Here is a 14,676-nt window from a genome sequence, read left to right as displayed (position 1 = left end):
TCCGGGTAGTCTCTAGAAACAAACAAGAAAGAGCTTCAGTTCGCTTGGGGGCCAGGCTCTGCGATCGGTTGAGCGGCGTTTTCCGGCACATGCAGGCCGCACTCGCGCTTCTCGTCGTTTTCCCACCACCAGCGGCCGGCGCGCTCGGGCTCGCCGGGCTTGATGGCGCGGGTACAGGGTTCGCAGCCGATCGAAGGATAACCGCGCTTGTGGAGTGGATTGACCGGGATCGCCTCCGACGCCACATGCGCGTTGATCGTCTCGATGTCCCAGTCGGCCAGCGGGTTGACCTTGATCAGGTTGCGCTCGGCATCGTATTCCGCAAACGGCGTCGTGGCGCGATTGCCCGACTGGCCGCGGCGAAGGCCGGTGATCCAGACGTCGGCGCCGGCTAAGGCCTTGGCCAGAGGCTTCAGCTTGCGCACATGACAGCAGGCGTGGCGGGCTTCGACGCTGTCGTAGAAGCCGTTGAGACCATATTTCGCCGCGTATTCGTCGACGTCGTCCTGTTCCGGCCGAAAACGGTGGATCTCGATGCCGTAGCGTTCTTCGGTCTCGCCGATCAGGTCGACGGTTTCCTTGAACAGCCGCCCGGTTTCGAGCGTCGAGACCTCGACCGGCAGGCGGTGTGTGCCGATCGCCGCTGTGATCACCTGATCTTCGATGCCGAGGGAGGTGGTGAACACGGCGCGGCCGAGTTCGGCGGCGAGCGCCAGGCGGCCGGCAAGGTCGAGGATTTCAAGCTTTGCGTCGAGGGTGGCGGCCAATCCTAAGCGATCCTGGCCGGCGGCGTCGTGCAGTGTCATGGGTCTTCTTCCGTGAGCAATTGCTGGATTATCCAGATTCCACGCGCGTAAAGACAGGAAAACCCGTTTCTTCCCATGGTGATGCGGAGCAAATATCTCTCCAAAGCGACGCTCACACAGAAAACCTGCCGCCTTAACCAAAAGTGACCGAATTTATCCCGGAAACCCCTGCATTGGTTTGTATTTTCTCGTGATTTGAGCTATTGCGGGAACATGTCTCCGGGGCTTTGTTTCCCCTGGCGGATATGCAGCCCCTGAGCGCCCTTCCGGCGCCCCCGTGGATGCCCCGAACGAAGCTGAACTGAGCGGCGCCGTAAGGACTATTTCCTTGCGGCGGCGCTATTGTCGATGGTTGCGTGATGATATCCCAGAAAGCGAAATATGCCCTTCGGGCCCTGGCCGCCCTGGCCCAGGCCGATCCCGAGGAGCCGATGCTGATTTCCGAGATTGCCCTCCAGCAGAGCATTCCGAAGAAATTCCTGGAACAGATCCTGCTCGACCTGAAACGCTCCGGCATCGTCGTTTCCCGCCGCGGCAAGCAGGGCGGATATCTTCTCCTGAAACCCGCGGACGCCATCACCTTCGGCGAAGTTCTGCGCCTGGTCGACGGCCCGATCGCGCCGCTGCCCTGCCTGTCGCAGACCGCCTACCGCAAATGCGAGGATTGCGACGGCGAACACCTCTGCGAAATCCGCCACGTCTTCGCCCGCGTCGCCGATGCGACCCGCGACGTGCTGTTCAACACCACGATCGCCGATGCCGTCGAAGGCGCCGGCGACGCCAAGCCGCCGGTCAGGGAATTGCTGACGGCTTGAGAATTGCTTCCGGCTTGGCGATGTACCAAAATTTGGTATAATGGCGAGGCAGGAGGCAGCATGGCTCGAAATACATCCATCTCACTTGGCGATCATTTCGCCAGCTTCATCGACACGCAGGTCGAAAGCGGCCGTTATGGTTCGGCAAGCGATGTCGTCAGGGCAGGCCTGCGCCTGCTTGAAGAACATGAGGCCCGGGTCAAAGCTTTACAGGACGCTCTGATTGCCGGTGAAGAGTCTGGCCCGCCACAACCCTTTGATAATCAGGCATTTCTGAAACGGATGCGAGCGCGTCATGGCCGCTAAGGGCCGGGACTATAAGCTTTCACCGCTCGCGGAAGAGGATCTTGAGGATATTTGGGGTTACACGGTCGAAACGTGGTCTTGGGAACAGGCCGAGCGCTACCACGATGAACTGATCTCAACTCTGGAAGGATTGGCGGCAGGGCGGAAACTCGGTCGGCCGGTTGATATTCGGCAAGGATATTTCAAATATTCCGTCGGTGCGCATTGTGTTTTCTATCGGTTTTCCGAAAGCGCGATCGATATTATCCGCATCCTCCATCAGAAGATGGACGTCAGCCGACACCTCTAGTATCTCGCAAATCGCCCGTAAAATTCTCCTCCCACGTCCCAAAATCCCGATTATGGCCGGATTGTGATTTTGCAAACCCCCCGTTTGCCGACGTTGGCATTCTGTCCATGTAGTGAGGGTTAATGGTTTCTTTGTCGTCGCGGGCCCCCAAAGGGAAACAGTTTTGCCTTCTTCCCGGCCTCGATTGACTAAGACGACCTAACCGATAGAGTTTTGGCAGAACCACAGGAGGGACCTCATGTTCAAATTTGCCCCGGGATTGGGCTGGCGGCTAGGTGCGCGTTTGGGCGCCGTCGCTCTCGGTCTGTCCTTGACGGCCGGCATCGTGGCGCCGGCCTTTGCCGATAGCCAGCTTCTCAACGTCTCGTACGATCCGACCCGCGAGCTCTACAAGGATTTCAACGTCGCCTTCGCCAAATACTGGAAGGCGCAAGGCGGCGAGGATGTGACGATTCGCCAGTCGCATGGCGGTTCCGGCGCGCAGGCCCGTTCCGTCATCGACGGCCTTGAGGCCGACGTCGTGACGCTGGCGCTCGAAAGCGACATCAACGCGATCGAGAAGTCCGGCAAGATCAAGGCCGGCTGGCGCGACCGTCTGCCAAACCATGCATCGCCCTACACGTCGACGATCGTCTTCCTCGTCCGCAAGGGCAATCCGAAAGGGATCAAGAACTGGGGCGACCTGGTGAAGGGCGACGTTGCGATCGTCACGCCGAACCCCAAGACCTCGGGCGGTGCCCGCTGGAACTACCTTGCCGCCTGGGCCTGGGCCAACGAGGAGTACAAAGGCGATCAGGCCAAGATCAAGGCCTATGTCGGCGAGCTTTACAAGCGCGCCCCGGTTCTCGACACCGGCGCCCGCGGCTCGACGGTCACCTTCGCGCAGCGCCAGATCGGCGACGTTCTGCTTGCCTGGGAAAACGAGGCCTATCTCGCCGGCGAGGAATTCGGCAAGGATGCCTTTGAAATCGTCGTTCCGCCGATCTCGATCCTTGCAGAGCCGCCGGTTGCCGTCGTCGACGCCACCGTCGATTCCAAGGGTACCCGCAAGCAGGCGGAGGCCTATCTGCAGTATCTCTACTCCGACGAGGGCCAGAACATCGCGGCGAAGCACTTCTATCGTCCTTCGAAGCCCGATGTGGTAAAGCCGGAATTGTTGAAGGCGCTGCCGAACATCAAGCTCGTCACCATTGACGATCCGATCTTCGGCGGTTGGAAGAAGGCGCAGCCCGAACATTTCGGTGACGGCGGCATTTTCGACCAGATCTACAAGCCCGGTAAGTAAGTCGGAATATTAAATGATCCATAACGCCACTGCCTCACCGGCAAAGTGGCGACTGAAACGGCCGAGCATCATCCCGGGTTTCGGGTTGACGCTCGGCTTTTCGCTCGCCTACCTGTCGCTGATCATTCTCATCCCCGTTGCTGGCCTGCTCTGGCGTACCGCCGGGCTTGGCTGGAGCGGGTTTTTCGCTGTTCTGACCGACCGGCGCACGCTGGACGCACTTTATATATCCTTCGGCACGGCCTTCGTGGCCGCGCTGCTCAACGTCGTTTTCGGCACCGTCGTCGCCTGGGTGCTGACCCGTTACAATTTCCCCGGTCGCCGGCTGATCGATGCGATCGTCGACCTGCCGTTCGCACTGCCGACGGCGGTCGCCGGTATTGCGCTTGCGGCGCTCTATGCACCGAACGGCTGGGTGGGATCGCTGTTCATGCCGTTCCGCATCGCTTTCACGCCGCTCGGCATCATCGTGGCACTGGTCTTCATCGGGCTTCCCTTCGTGGTACGCACCGTGCAGCCGGTCATGGAAGAGCTGGACCGCGAGGTGGAGGAAGCCGCAGCCACCCTCGGCGCCAATCGCTTCCAGACGATTTCGAAGGTGATCCTGCCGGGGCTGACGCCGGCGATCCTGACCGGTTTTGCGCTCGCCTTCGCCAGAGGCGTCGGCGAATATGGTTCGGTCATCTTCATTGCCGGCAACATCCCTTACGTCTCGGAGATCGCGCCGCTGCTGATCGTCATCAGGCTGGAGGAGTTCAACTATGCGGGTGCGACGGCGATCGCCACCATCATGCTGATCATCTCCTTCGTGATGCTCTTCGTCATCAACCTCATCCAGGCCTGGAACCGCAGGAGATACGGCAATGTCTGAAGTCTCCCGCGCAGTGCTCGGCAACCCGCCGCGATTCCGGAGCCCCGCCGACGAGCGGCCGCTCGCAAAGTTCCTGCTGATCGGGCTGGCGCTGGTTTTCCTCGCCTTCTTTCTGCTCCTGCCGCTGGTATCCGTCTTCGTCGAAGCCTTCCGCAAGGGTTGGGTGGAATATTACGAGGCCCTGATCGAGCCCGATGCCGCCGCAGCGATCCGCCTGACGCTTCTGGTGGCTGTGATTTCCGTTCCGCTCAACCTCGTCTTCGGGCTCTGCGCCGCCTGGGCGATCGCCAAGTTCGAGTTCAAGGGCAAATCCTTCCTGATCACCCTGATCGATCTGCCGTTCTCGATCTCGCCGGTCATCTCCGGCCTGGTCTACGTGCTGCTCTTCGGCTCCAACAGTCTGCTCGGCCCGATCCTCAAGAGCCACGGCATTACCATCCTGTTTGCCGTGCCGGGCATCGTGCTCGCCACCGTCTTCGTCACCTTTCCGTTCGTCGCGCGCGAACTGATCCCGCTGATGGAAGACCAGGGCACCGGCGACGAGGAGGCGGCTCTGTCGCTCGGCGCGTCCGGCTGGCAGACCTTCTGGTACGTGACGCTTCCGAACATCAAGTGGGGCCTGCTTTACGGCGTGCTCCTCTGCAACGCCCGCGCCATGGGTGAGTTCGGCGCCGTCTCGGTGGTTTCGGGCCATATCCGCGGTCTCACCAACACCATGCCGCTGCATGTGGAGATACTCTATAATGAGTATAACTTCGTCGCGGCCTTCGCGGTGGCGTCGCTGCTGGCATTGCTGGCGCTCGTCACCCTTGCATTGAAAACCCTTCTCGAACTTCGGTTCGGTGCCGGCGCTGCCGGCGGCAGGCATTGAAAGGTCTGAGGCTAGATGGAAGTCACCATCAACAATATCCGCAAGGAATTCGAACGTTTCCCGGCGCTGAACGACGTGTCCTTGAAGATCGCCTCCGGCGAGCTGATCGCGCTGCTCGGTCCGTCGGGTTCCGGCAAGACGACGCTGCTGCGGCTGATCGCCGGCCTCGATTTCCCGACATCGGGAAAGATCTTCTTCGGCGATCAGGACGCCTCGCACCATTCGGTGCAGGAGCGCAATGTCGGGTTCGTCTTTCAGCATTATGCGTTGTTCCGGCATATGACGGTCGCCGAGAATATCGGCTTCGGCCTCAAGGTCCGCCCGGCTGCCAGCCGCCCGCCGAAGACGGAAATCCGCCGCCGGGTCTCCGAACTCCTGGACATGGTCCAGCTCGGCGGGCTCGAGAAGCGGTATCCGAACCAGCTGTCCGGCGGCCAGCGCCAGCGCGTCGCGCTTGCCCGCGCCATGGCGATCGAGCCGCGCATCCTGCTGCTCGACGAACCGTTTGGCGCACTCGACGCCAAAGTCAGGAAGGAACTCCGCCGCTGGCTGCGAGAATTCCACGACCGCACCGGCCACACCACCGTCTTCGTCACCCATGACCAGGAAGAGGCGCTGGAACTCGCCGACCGCGTCGTGGTCATGAGCCAGGGCAAGATCGAGCAGGTCGGCTCGGCCGACGACGTTTATGATCGGCCCGGCTCGCCCTTCGTCTTCTCCTTCATCGGCGAGTCCTCGCAGCTCCCGGTCGAGGTCAGGGATGGCACCATGCTTTTCCAGGGCCAGCCGATCGGCATTGCGGAAACCGGCAGCGGGGCAGGGGAACTGTTCTTCCGGCCGGAGGACGTGACGCTCGTCGACGCGCCGGACGCGCTGTTCGGCAAGGTCACCGCCTGTCGCCGCCTTGCCGGCACCCGCATCGCCGAAATCGACATCGCCAATGACGGCCACGCGCCTTATCACGTCGAGGTCGAAGTGCCGCTGCATGCGCCGATCGAGCTCGGCAGCGAAACGCGTTTTCGCCCGACCCGCTGGAAGGTTTTCCGCAAATAAGGTCTAAGGTCTAGCTTGCCGTGCGCTCCTCCGCGCGTCTCGCGCGGATGCTGGCGGCGATGAAGGCGCGCGACAGGCCGTGATAAAGTGGTTCCGGCGAAAGCATGCGCGAGGTGATGTAGCCGAGCATCGACGCCGCCATGATCGGGATGACGGCCTGATGGTTGCCGGTCATCTCGATGATGATCACGAAGGCCGTCATCGGCGCCTGCACAACGCCGGCGAAGTAACCCGCCATGCCGAGCAGGGCCGAAAGGGCGACACTGGCCCCGAGGAGCGTTCCGAGTGTTGCGCCCAACCCGACTCCGACCGATAACGATGGCGCGAAAATACCGCCCGGAATGCCTGAAATCATCGATAGGAAGGTCGCCGCGAGCTTCTCGATGAAAAACACCGGCGAGATCGTCTGGCCCTCCAGCATCGATTTTGCCTGATCGTAGCCGGTTCCGAAAGTCTGCCCGCCGGAGACGAGACCGATCGCGGCGACGGCCAGCCCGCACGCGGCGGCGAGGCCGACAAGCCGCTTTAACGGATCGGGGTGCGCCCAGCGGCGGATGCGGCGCGACGCACGGATCGCAGCGGCGCTGAAGCCGGCCCCGAGCGCTCCACCGCAGACGCCGCAGACGATCACCATCGCCCAGTCGAGGCGTGACGCCGCCATGACCGAGGTCTCGCCGAAATAGGTATAACTGCCGACCAGCCCGAGCGCCGCGAGGCCCGATACGATAACCGCGGTCAGGACCAGGCCGTTCGAGCGCGATTCATAGGTGCGGCTCATCTCCTCGATCGCAAAGACGATGCCAGCGAGCGGCGTGTTGAAGGCCGCGGCGATACCGGCGGCCGAACCGGCGAGAATAAGGCCCCGGGCCTGCGCCATTCCGCCGAAACGGGCGGCGGCGAGCATGATCGAGGCACCCACCTGAACCGTCGGCCCTTCGCGCCCTATCGAAGCACCGGACAGCAGCCCAACGACGGTCAGCACGATCTTGCCGACGCCAAGCTTCAGCGATAGCAGTCCGAGCCTGTCCGCATCGTCATGGAGATGCCGCGCGGCGATTGCCTGCGGGATGCCGCTTCCCTGAGAGTTCGGAAACACGCGGATCGCCAGCCAGGCGCAGAGCGTAAAGCCCACGGGTGTCAGAACAATTGGCAGCAGCAAACCGTAGGTCCCGGTTCCGGTCAGGACATCGAAAAGCCGATGGGCTTCGTCCGCGGCCCGGGCGAAGCCGACGCTGACGACACCGATCGCGATCGCGCCGATCCAGAAGACGATCCGGGGCTTCCAGACGCGCCAGGAGCCACGCATGACGCGGGAGCGGCGGAACATCCTGGACCTTCGATTGGGGGTAGTCATGGAGGGAAGACCTATATTCGCATTCGCTTATTCGCTTTGGCGGCGATAATTTCAAACCCGTTACACCGAATACGATGTAATCTTTCAACTAAACACCGTGCGGATTGCATTTATTGCGTGACGTTTTTACCTTAATCACGAAAAGTTTTTCAAAATTGATATGCGTCAATTTTTGATTTGCAATGAACGGGTATGAACCTCACGGGCGCAGGCCCTGACGAACGCTGGCGTAAAGTTCTTTCTGTGACGGGTAACCTATGGCAGATTTTGCCCAACTCGACGACACCTCCGAGCCGGTTTCCGGTTCGCCGGCAAAGCATTCTGCTCAAACTGCCGTGTCGATGGGAAGGGTACTGATTGACCGCCTTACCCCCGATACCGGCGTTCTCCTGGCATTCGGTCTGGCCCTGCTTGTGGTTTCGCTGGGCGTCAATCTTTTCCTGGAGGAAAGCCTGGCGAGGCTCGGCTGGAGCCTGCTTCTGTCGAACAGCGATATTCATGCGCCGACCGGTCTGGCGCTGACGCTGCTGATCGGCACATTCGCCACCAACCGGCTGCGGCGCCCGCGACGCTGCCGCAAGCCGCCGGCGAACGACGATATGGAACGCGCCATCGAGATTCTCGCAACCCAGCCGAATGCCAGTGCCGGCTTGGTGCGCCTCGGCGACAAGAAGATCCTGTTTTCCGAATGCGGCAAGGCTTTCATCATGTACGCCCAGCAGGGCCGTTCCTGGGTGGCCTTGTTCGACCCTGTTGGCTGTCGCAAGGCCTGGTCCGGCCTGACGCTGAAATTCATGGAACATGCCCGCCAGGCGGGCTGCCGCGCTGTTTTCTATCAGGTCTCCCCGGATTTCCTGCCGGTCACCGTCGAAGCCGGGTTGAAGCCCTACAAACTCGGCGAACAGGCGGTCGTCGATCTGACCAAATTCGATCTCAAGGGCGGCGCCTGGCTGAAGCTGCGCCGGTCCATCAACCGTGCCGAACGCGACGGCCTGCAATTCTCCATGCTGCAGCCGCAGGACGTGCCGGCTGTCCTCGATGAGTTGCTTGCCGTTTCCAGTACCTGGCTCGAGGCCCAGAACGCTGCCGAAAAAGGATTTTCGCTCGGCACGTTCCAGCCGCGATATGTCGCGGCCGGGCCGGTCGCGGTCATCCGCCTCGAAGGCCGCATCGTCGCCTTCGCCAATATCCTTTCGGTCGCGTCCGACGGCGATGCCTTCATCGACCTGATGCGGCATATTCCCGATACCCATCGCGGCATGATGGACCTGCTCTTCGTGCGCATCATGGAGCACATGAAGGCACAGGGGTTCCGCACGCTCAATCTCGGCATGGCGCCGCTTGCCGGTCTTTCGACCCACAACAAGGCGCCGCTCTGGAACCATGTGGGCGAACGGATATTCAGGAGCGGCGAGCGTTTCTACAATTTTCAGGGCGTGCTGGCATTCAAGGCCAAGTTCGATCCGGAATGGCAGCCGCGGTATCTGGTCGTCTCCGGCCGCGGCATGCCGGTCGTTTCGATGCTCGACATTACCATGTTGATCGGTGGCGGGCTGAAGGGCATCCTTCGCAAATGAGGCTTCTGCCGATTGTTTTTGCCGGTATCACGCTGGCCGCTGCCATCTTCAATATCGTCTCCGAGCCGGCCCTGAAGACCAAGAGCCTTCCGACGGACCGGATCTCCTTCCCCGAAGGCAAGGCGACCGGCGTCGTGGTGCTGCTTTCGGATGGCGAGGGCTGGACGGATCGCGAAGAGCAGGTTTCCGAGGTGCTGACCGCGCATGGTGCGCTGGTGGTCGGCGTGGATCTTCGCAGATATTATGCGGCGCTCGAAGAAGAGCGGGACGACTGCCTGTACCTGGTCTCCGATATCGAGACCCTGTCGCATCAGCTGCACCGTTCGGCCGACATTGCCAACTATCACCCGCCGGTCGTGGCAGGGATCGGTGCCGGCGCGACGCTGGCGCTCGCGATCGCCGCCCAGACACCGGATTCGACGATCGCCGAGACCCTCGCCATCGATCCCCAGACCACCATCCCGCTATCGACCATTCTCTGCACGCCGGCCCCCAAGACGCCCGTTCCCGGTGGCACGGTCTACGGCCTGACCGAAGGCGACCTCCCCAATCCGATCCGTGTCGTCTTCAGCCCGTCAGCGGATGCGGCAGGTCGCATCCATGCCGAAGAACTGAAGGAGATCCATCCCGCGATCGAGTTCCGCGAAACGGCTGAGGGCGCGGATGTCGCCTTGCTGGAGAATATATCGGCCATCGCCCGGAGGCTCGCCCATTCCGCTTCGCCGCTCAATCTGCCGATCGTGCCGATCCACGCGACGCCGAAGCACAACACGATGGCGATCATCTATTCCGGCGACGGCGGCTGGCGCGATATCGACCAGCAGCTCGGCGCCTATCTGAAGGAAGAGGGCATCCCGGTCGTCGGCGTCGATGCGCTGCGTTATTTCTGGAGCGAGCGGACGCCGGAACAGACCGCCGCCGATCTTTCGCGGATCATGACCTCCTACCGAAAGCGGTGGAACGTCGATAATGTGCTGCTGATCGGATATTCCTTCGGTGCCAATGTCCTGCCGGCCACCTATCGGCTTCTGCCGGAGGCCGACAAGCGGGTGATTACGCTTGTTTCGCTTCTGGCGCTGTCGCATCACGCGGATTTCGAGATCGACGTGGGCGGCTGGCTCGGTATGCGCGGCACCGGCCACGGTGATCCTGTCGACGACCTGCGCAAGGTCGAGCCCTCCAAGATCCAGTGCATCTATGGGCTGAAGGAAAAGGACAGCGGCTGCCCTGCCGTCAGGGAAATCCCAGGCGCCCAGGTGCTCGCCCGCGAAGGAGGCCACCATTTCGACGGCGACTACCGCGCCCTCAACCGCCTGATCGTCGACAGGGCCGTGGCGCTGATGGCCGTCAACTGACGTTCGATCGCGGGGCTGACGTTCAAGAGACGGTGGTAGCTGTGGTCATTCGAGGAGGTATCCTCGCTGCGCGATGAGATGCGCAGTTTATAGCCGTCTTGATTAATCCAAATATTGGGAGCATGTTGCGTCGCAATTGCAACGCATGGAGCGATGACATGAAAACCGCGACCATTCCTTCCCTGCGCGTTGATCCGGAACTGCGCGCGGCTGCCGAGAGCGTTTTGAAAGAAGGCGAAACGCTTTCGGCTTTCGTCGAGAACTCGTTGCGGGCTCAGATCAACTATCGCCGGACGCAGGCGGAGTTTATCGCAAGGGGGCTTGCCTCGCTGGCTGAGGCGGAACGAACAGGCGTCTATTATTCCGCTGAGGAGGTTCTTGGCGAGCTGAAGGGCATGCTCGATGCTAAACGAGCAGAAAAACGCCCCGAATGACATACGCGATCAAGCTGACGGAGAGAGCGCGTGGAGATCTGAAACGCCTCTACGCATTTATGCTTGATCGCGATGAAGAGGCCGCCGCACGCGCGCTCGACGCGATCACGCAATCAATGGAGTTGCTTGAGGAGTTCCCGTTCAGCTGTCGCAAAGCATCTGGCGAAAATGCGTTTCTCAGGGAGCTTCTGGTTCCCTTCGGCTCATCCGGCTATATCGTCCTCTTCAGGATCGACAACGACAAGACTGTAACCATAGCCGCCGTCCGCCATCAGCGCGAAGACGACTATCACTGATCACCGATCACTCACCATCGCTCGCGGATTGACCCAGGGTTCCTGATTGCTGCGGGGCAGGGGCGTCTTGCCGAGGATATGATCGGCCGCCTTCTCTCCGGTCATGATCGAGGGGCCGTTGAGATTGCCATAGGTCACATGCGGGAAGATCGACGAGTCCGCGACCCTTAAGCTCTCGATGCCGATCACCCGGCATTCCGGGTCGACCACCGCAAGCGGATCGTCGGCGCGGCCCATGCGGCAGGTGCCGCAAGGGTGATAGGCGCTTTCCAGGTGCTCGCGCAGGAAGGCGTCGATCTGGTCGTCCGTCTCGACCTGTTCGCCCGGCTGGATTTCCGGCCCGCGGTACTGGTCGAATGCCTTCTGCGAAAAGATCTCTCGGGTCAGCCGCACGCAGTAGCGGAACTTCTCCCAGTCTTCCGCATGGCTCATATAGTTGAAACGAATCACCGGATCGGCCTCCGGATCGGGCGATCGCAACGTCACGCTTCCGCGCGATTTCGACAGATTATAGCCGACATGCACCTGGAATCCGTGGCTTTTCGCCGCCGCGCGGCCGTCATAGGAGATCGCCACCGGCAGGAAATGATATTGGATATCAGGCTGCTTGAGCCCGGCGGTGGAGCGCAGGAAGGCGCAGGCCTCGAACTGGTTGGATGCACCGAGGCCGCCCTTCGACAGCAGCCATTGTGCGCCGACCACGCCCTGCCAGAACCAGGGCAGCCAGGAATAGAGCGATACCGGCTTGGTCGAGACCTGCTGGAAATAGAATTCCATATGGTCCTGCAGGTTGGCGCCGACGCCCGGCCGGTCGGCCGTGACTTCGATGCCCATTTCCTTCAGATGGTCCGCCGGCCCGATACCGGAGAGCATCAGCAGTTTCGGCGAGTTGAAGGAGGAGGCCGAGACGATCACCTCGCGGTTGGCGCGGATCACCTCGCTGATCCCGCGGCGAAAAATCTCGACGCCAACGGCCCGGCCGTTCTCGATGACCACCTTCTGCGCCAGCCCAAAGATCAATTGGACATTCTTCCGCTTCAGGGCCGGCCGCAGATAGGCGTTGGCGGCAGACCAGCGGCGACCGTTGTGGATCGTCTGCTCCATCAGCCCGAAACCTTCCTGTTTCGAACCGTTATAGTCTTGCGTCATCTCGAAACCGGCCTGGGAGCCCGCCTGGATGAAGGCATGGAAGAGCGGATTGGTCACCGGCCCGCGCTTCACATGCAGTGGCCCGTCCGTGCCGCGCCAGCCTTCCTCGCCGCCATGGCTATGCTCCATGCGCTTGAAATAGGGCAGCACGTCCGCATAGGCCCAGCCGGTCGCCCCAAGCTCTTCCCAGCGGTTATAGTCTTCGGCGTGCCCCCGGACATAGACAAGCCCGTTGATCGACGACGACCCGCCGATCACCTTCCCGCGCGGTGCGGTGATGCGGCGGTTGTTGAGGTTCGGTTCGGGCTCGGAAAGATAACCCCAGTTGTAGCGCTTCATGCTCATCGGCCAGGCCAGAGCGCCCGGCATCTGGATGAACGGCCCGAAATCCGTGCCCCCGGCCTCGATGACGATCACCGAATTTTTGCCGTCCTCCGACAGGCGGTAGGCCATGGCGGAGCCTGCGGAACCGGAACCGATGATGACGAAATCTGCCTGAAGCATGTCAGTGTTCTCCAGACATCTTTTTGAGGTCGTGACGTGCCAGCCCCCCTCTGGCCTGCCGGCCATCTCCCCCACGGGTGGGGAGATTACAACTGGCCCGACCTTCCCGCCAAATTGACCACGGGCCGAGTCGCTGCGCCTGTTGTTTGGGGAAGCCTGCGCCCCCAGCCAATCTCCCCACTCGTGGGGGAGATGGCCGGCAGGCCAGAGGGGGGCGAGCTTGCGCGACGACAGCCGTGGTGAACATCAATACGGCGCCTCGACCTTGCCCATGCCCACATAGACCGTCTTCAGCTCGGAATAATGCTCCAGCGCCGCCAGCGAATTCTCCCGTCCGAAGCCGGATTGTTTGGAGCCGCCGAACGGGATCTCCACTGGGCAGAGATTGTAGGTGTTGATCCACAGCGTCCCCGCTTCGAGCTGATCCGCCACCCGATGGCCGCGCGTGAGATCGGACGTGAACACTCCGCCGGACAAGCCGAATTCGGTGCCGTTGGCGCGGGCGATCACCTCGGCCTCGTCGTCGAAATCGAGCACGCACATGACGGGCCCGAAAATCTCTTCGCGAGCGATCGTCATCTCGTCGGTGACGTCGGCGAACACGGTCGGCTGCACGTAGTAACCTTCGCCGGTGACGTGATTGGGAATGCCGCCGCCGGTGACGAGCGTGGCACCCTCGGCCTTGCCCTTTTCGATATAGCTCATCACCTTCTGGCGCTGGTCGAAGGAGACCATCGGGCCGATCTGGGTCGCCTCGTCCATCGGATCGCCGATCACCATGTTTTCGGTGCGTGCCTTGAGGCGGGAGAGGAATGTCTCCTTGATGCTCCTTTGCACGAAGACGCGGGTGCCGTTGGAGCAGACCTGGCCGGTCGAATAGAAATTGCCGAGCATCGCCCCGCCGACCGCCGAGTCGATGTCTGCGTCGTCGAAGACGATCAGCGGCGACTTGCCGCCGAGCTCCATCGTCACATGCTTGAGGCTTCCGGCCGCCGCTGCCGCCACCTTGCGGCCGGTCGGCACCGAGCCGGTCAGCGACACCTTGGCGACATCCGGATGGTTGACCAGCAGCGGCCCGGTCGTCCGGTCGCCCTGGATGACGTTGTAGAGCCCCTTCGGCAACCCGGCTTCCATGAGAATTTCGGCAATCTTTAGCGCCCCGAGCGGTGTGTTTTCCGAGGGCTTGAACACCATGGCATTGCCGCAGATCAGCGCCGGCGCACCTTTCCAGCAGGCGATCTGCTGCGGATAGTTCCAGGCGCCGATGCCGACGCAAACGCCCAGAGGCACCCGTTTCGTATAGGCAAAGTCCTGCCCCAGGGGGATGTAGCTTCCGTTGAGTCCTGCCGCTGCGACACCCCCGAAAAATTCGAAGCTGTCGGCGCCCGAAGTCGGGTCGGCGACGATGGTTTCCTGGATCGGCTTGCCCGTATCGAGCGTCTCCAGTTCGGAAAGCTCACGGTTGCGCTCCCGCATGATCTCGGCGGCGCGCTTGAGGATGCGGCCGCGGGCGGTCGGGCTCATCGCCGCCCATTCCGGCTGGGCGCGCTTGGCCGCCGCAATTGCCTTCTCGACGATCGCCGGCGTCGCCGCGTGCAGCCGGGCGATCACCTCCCCGGTTGCCGGATAGAGGCTTTCGATGACGGTGCCGTCGGTATCCTCGACATATTCGCCGTCGATGAAATGGCTGGCGATCGGTTGGGCTTTCATC

At 61.9% G+C, this 14,676-nt stretch carries 15 protein-coding genes; 11 read left to right on the top strand and 4 right to left on the bottom strand.

The annotated features are described in order from the left end of the window. Positions 1–35: 35 nt before the first annotated feature. On the bottom strand, positions 36–806 hold the full coding sequence (locus AC1DLT_RS21420; protein ID WP_477488097.1) for a phosphoadenylyl-sulfate reductase: 771 nt from the start codon (positions 804–806) through the stop codon (positions 36–38). A 359-nt stretch (positions 807–1,165) separates the two neighbouring features. On the opposite strand from AC1DLT_RS21420, the gene AC1DLT_RS21415 reads away from it, so the two are divergent. The 7 genes from AC1DLT_RS21415 (at position 1,166) to AC1DLT_RS21385 (ending at position 6,296) form a co-directional block, all read left to right on the top strand. Beyond that, positions 1,166–1,621: an RrF2 family transcriptional regulator gene (locus AC1DLT_RS21415; RefSeq protein WP_046664487.1), complete on the top strand. Its 456-nt coding sequence runs from the start codon at positions 1,166–1,168 to the stop codon at positions 1,619–1,621. Positions 1,622–1,681: 60 nt separating this feature from the next. Continuing rightward, positions 1,682–1,927 carry a type II toxin-antitoxin system ParD family antitoxin gene (locus AC1DLT_RS21410; RefSeq protein ID WP_038540781.1) on the top strand — a complete coding sequence of 82 codons (246 nt, stop codon included), beginning with the start codon at positions 1,682–1,684 and terminating at the stop codon, positions 1,925–1,927. Next, entirely contained in the window at positions 1,917–2,216 is a 300-nt protein-coding gene (locus AC1DLT_RS21405) for a type II toxin-antitoxin system RelE/ParE family toxin (protein WP_038540785.1), read from the top strand. Before AC1DLT_RS21410 ends, AC1DLT_RS21405 begins: the two co-directional genes overlap by 11 nt. A gap of 238 nt (positions 2,217–2,454) precedes the next feature. After that, complete coding sequence (locus tag AC1DLT_RS21400) at positions 2,455–3,501, top strand: sulfate ABC transporter substrate-binding protein (RefSeq protein WP_038540787.1); 1,047 nt, start codon at positions 2,455–2,457, stop codon at positions 3,499–3,501. Between the two features lie 13 nt (positions 3,502–3,514). Next, entirely contained in the window at positions 3,515–4,372 is an 858-nt protein-coding gene (gene cysT / locus AC1DLT_RS21395; RefSeq protein WP_477488096.1) for a sulfate ABC transporter permease subunit CysT, read from the top strand. Further along, positions 4,365–5,243 (top strand): sulfate ABC transporter permease subunit CysW, encoded by an 879-nt coding sequence (gene cysW, locus AC1DLT_RS21390; protein WP_247034210.1) that lies wholly within the window; start codon positions 4,365–4,367, stop codon positions 5,241–5,243. The genes cysT and cysW overlap by 8 nt, the downstream gene beginning before the upstream one ends. 15 nt (positions 5,244–5,258) lie before the next feature. Next, positions 5,259–6,296 (top strand): sulfate/molybdate ABC transporter ATP-binding protein, encoded by a 1,038-nt coding sequence (locus AC1DLT_RS21385; protein WP_247034211.1) that lies wholly within the window; start codon positions 5,259–5,261, stop codon positions 6,294–6,296. A 10-nt stretch (positions 6,297–6,306) separates the two neighbouring features. Here AC1DLT_RS21385 and AC1DLT_RS21380 read toward each other — a convergent pair whose 3' ends face one another. Then, positions 6,307–7,623 (bottom strand): chloride channel protein, encoded by a 1,317-nt coding sequence (locus tag AC1DLT_RS21380; protein ID WP_477488095.1) that lies wholly within the window; start codon positions 7,621–7,623, stop codon positions 6,307–6,309. Between the two features lie 284 nt (positions 7,624–7,907). Here AC1DLT_RS21380 and AC1DLT_RS21375 point away from each other — a divergent pair, with 284 nt between their 5' ends. The 4 genes from AC1DLT_RS21375 to AC1DLT_RS21360 all read left to right on the top strand — a co-directional run bounded on the left by AC1DLT_RS21375 (position 7,908) and on the right by AC1DLT_RS21360 (position 11,312). Further along, on the top strand, positions 7,908–9,227 hold the full coding sequence (locus AC1DLT_RS21375; RefSeq protein ID WP_477488094.1) for a phosphatidylglycerol lysyltransferase domain-containing protein: 1,320 nt from the start codon (positions 7,908–7,910) through the stop codon (positions 9,225–9,227). Beyond that, on the top strand, positions 9,224–10,582 hold the full coding sequence (locus AC1DLT_RS21370) for an AcvB/VirJ family lysyl-phosphatidylglycerol hydrolase (protein WP_247137341.1): 1,359 nt from the start codon (positions 9,224–9,226) through the stop codon (positions 10,580–10,582). The genes AC1DLT_RS21375 and AC1DLT_RS21370 overlap by 4 nt, the downstream gene beginning before the upstream one ends. A gap of 158 nt (positions 10,583–10,740) precedes the next feature. Next, complete coding sequence (locus AC1DLT_RS21365) at positions 10,741–11,016, top strand: YlcI/YnfO family protein (protein ID WP_038584582.1); 276 nt, start codon at positions 10,741–10,743, stop codon at positions 11,014–11,016. Beyond that, positions 11,013–11,312, top strand: coding sequence for a type II toxin-antitoxin system RelE/ParE family toxin (locus AC1DLT_RS21360; RefSeq protein WP_477488093.1), 300 nt, complete (start codon positions 11,013–11,015; stop codon positions 11,310–11,312). Before AC1DLT_RS21365 ends, AC1DLT_RS21360 begins: the two co-directional genes overlap by 4 nt. On the opposite strand, the gene betA is transcribed toward AC1DLT_RS21360, so the two are convergent. Next, a complete protein-coding gene (betA, locus tag AC1DLT_RS21355; RefSeq protein ID WP_477488092.1) occupies positions 11,313–12,965 on the bottom strand; it encodes a choline dehydrogenase in 1,653 nt (550 codons plus the stop codon). It abuts the gene before it with no gap. Between the two features lie 246 nt (positions 12,966–13,211). After that, positions 13,212–14,675: a betaine-aldehyde dehydrogenase gene (gene betB / locus AC1DLT_RS21350; protein WP_477488091.1), complete on the bottom strand. Its 1,464-nt coding sequence runs from the start codon at positions 14,673–14,675 to the stop codon at positions 13,212–13,214. Between the last annotated feature and the right edge of the window lies 1 nt (position 14,676).

It is taken from the genome of Neorhizobium sp. 05N33, from assembly GCF_056397445.1.
Note: the sequence above shows the minus strand (reverse complement) of the source record. Positions and strands in the feature narration are given on the sequence as shown.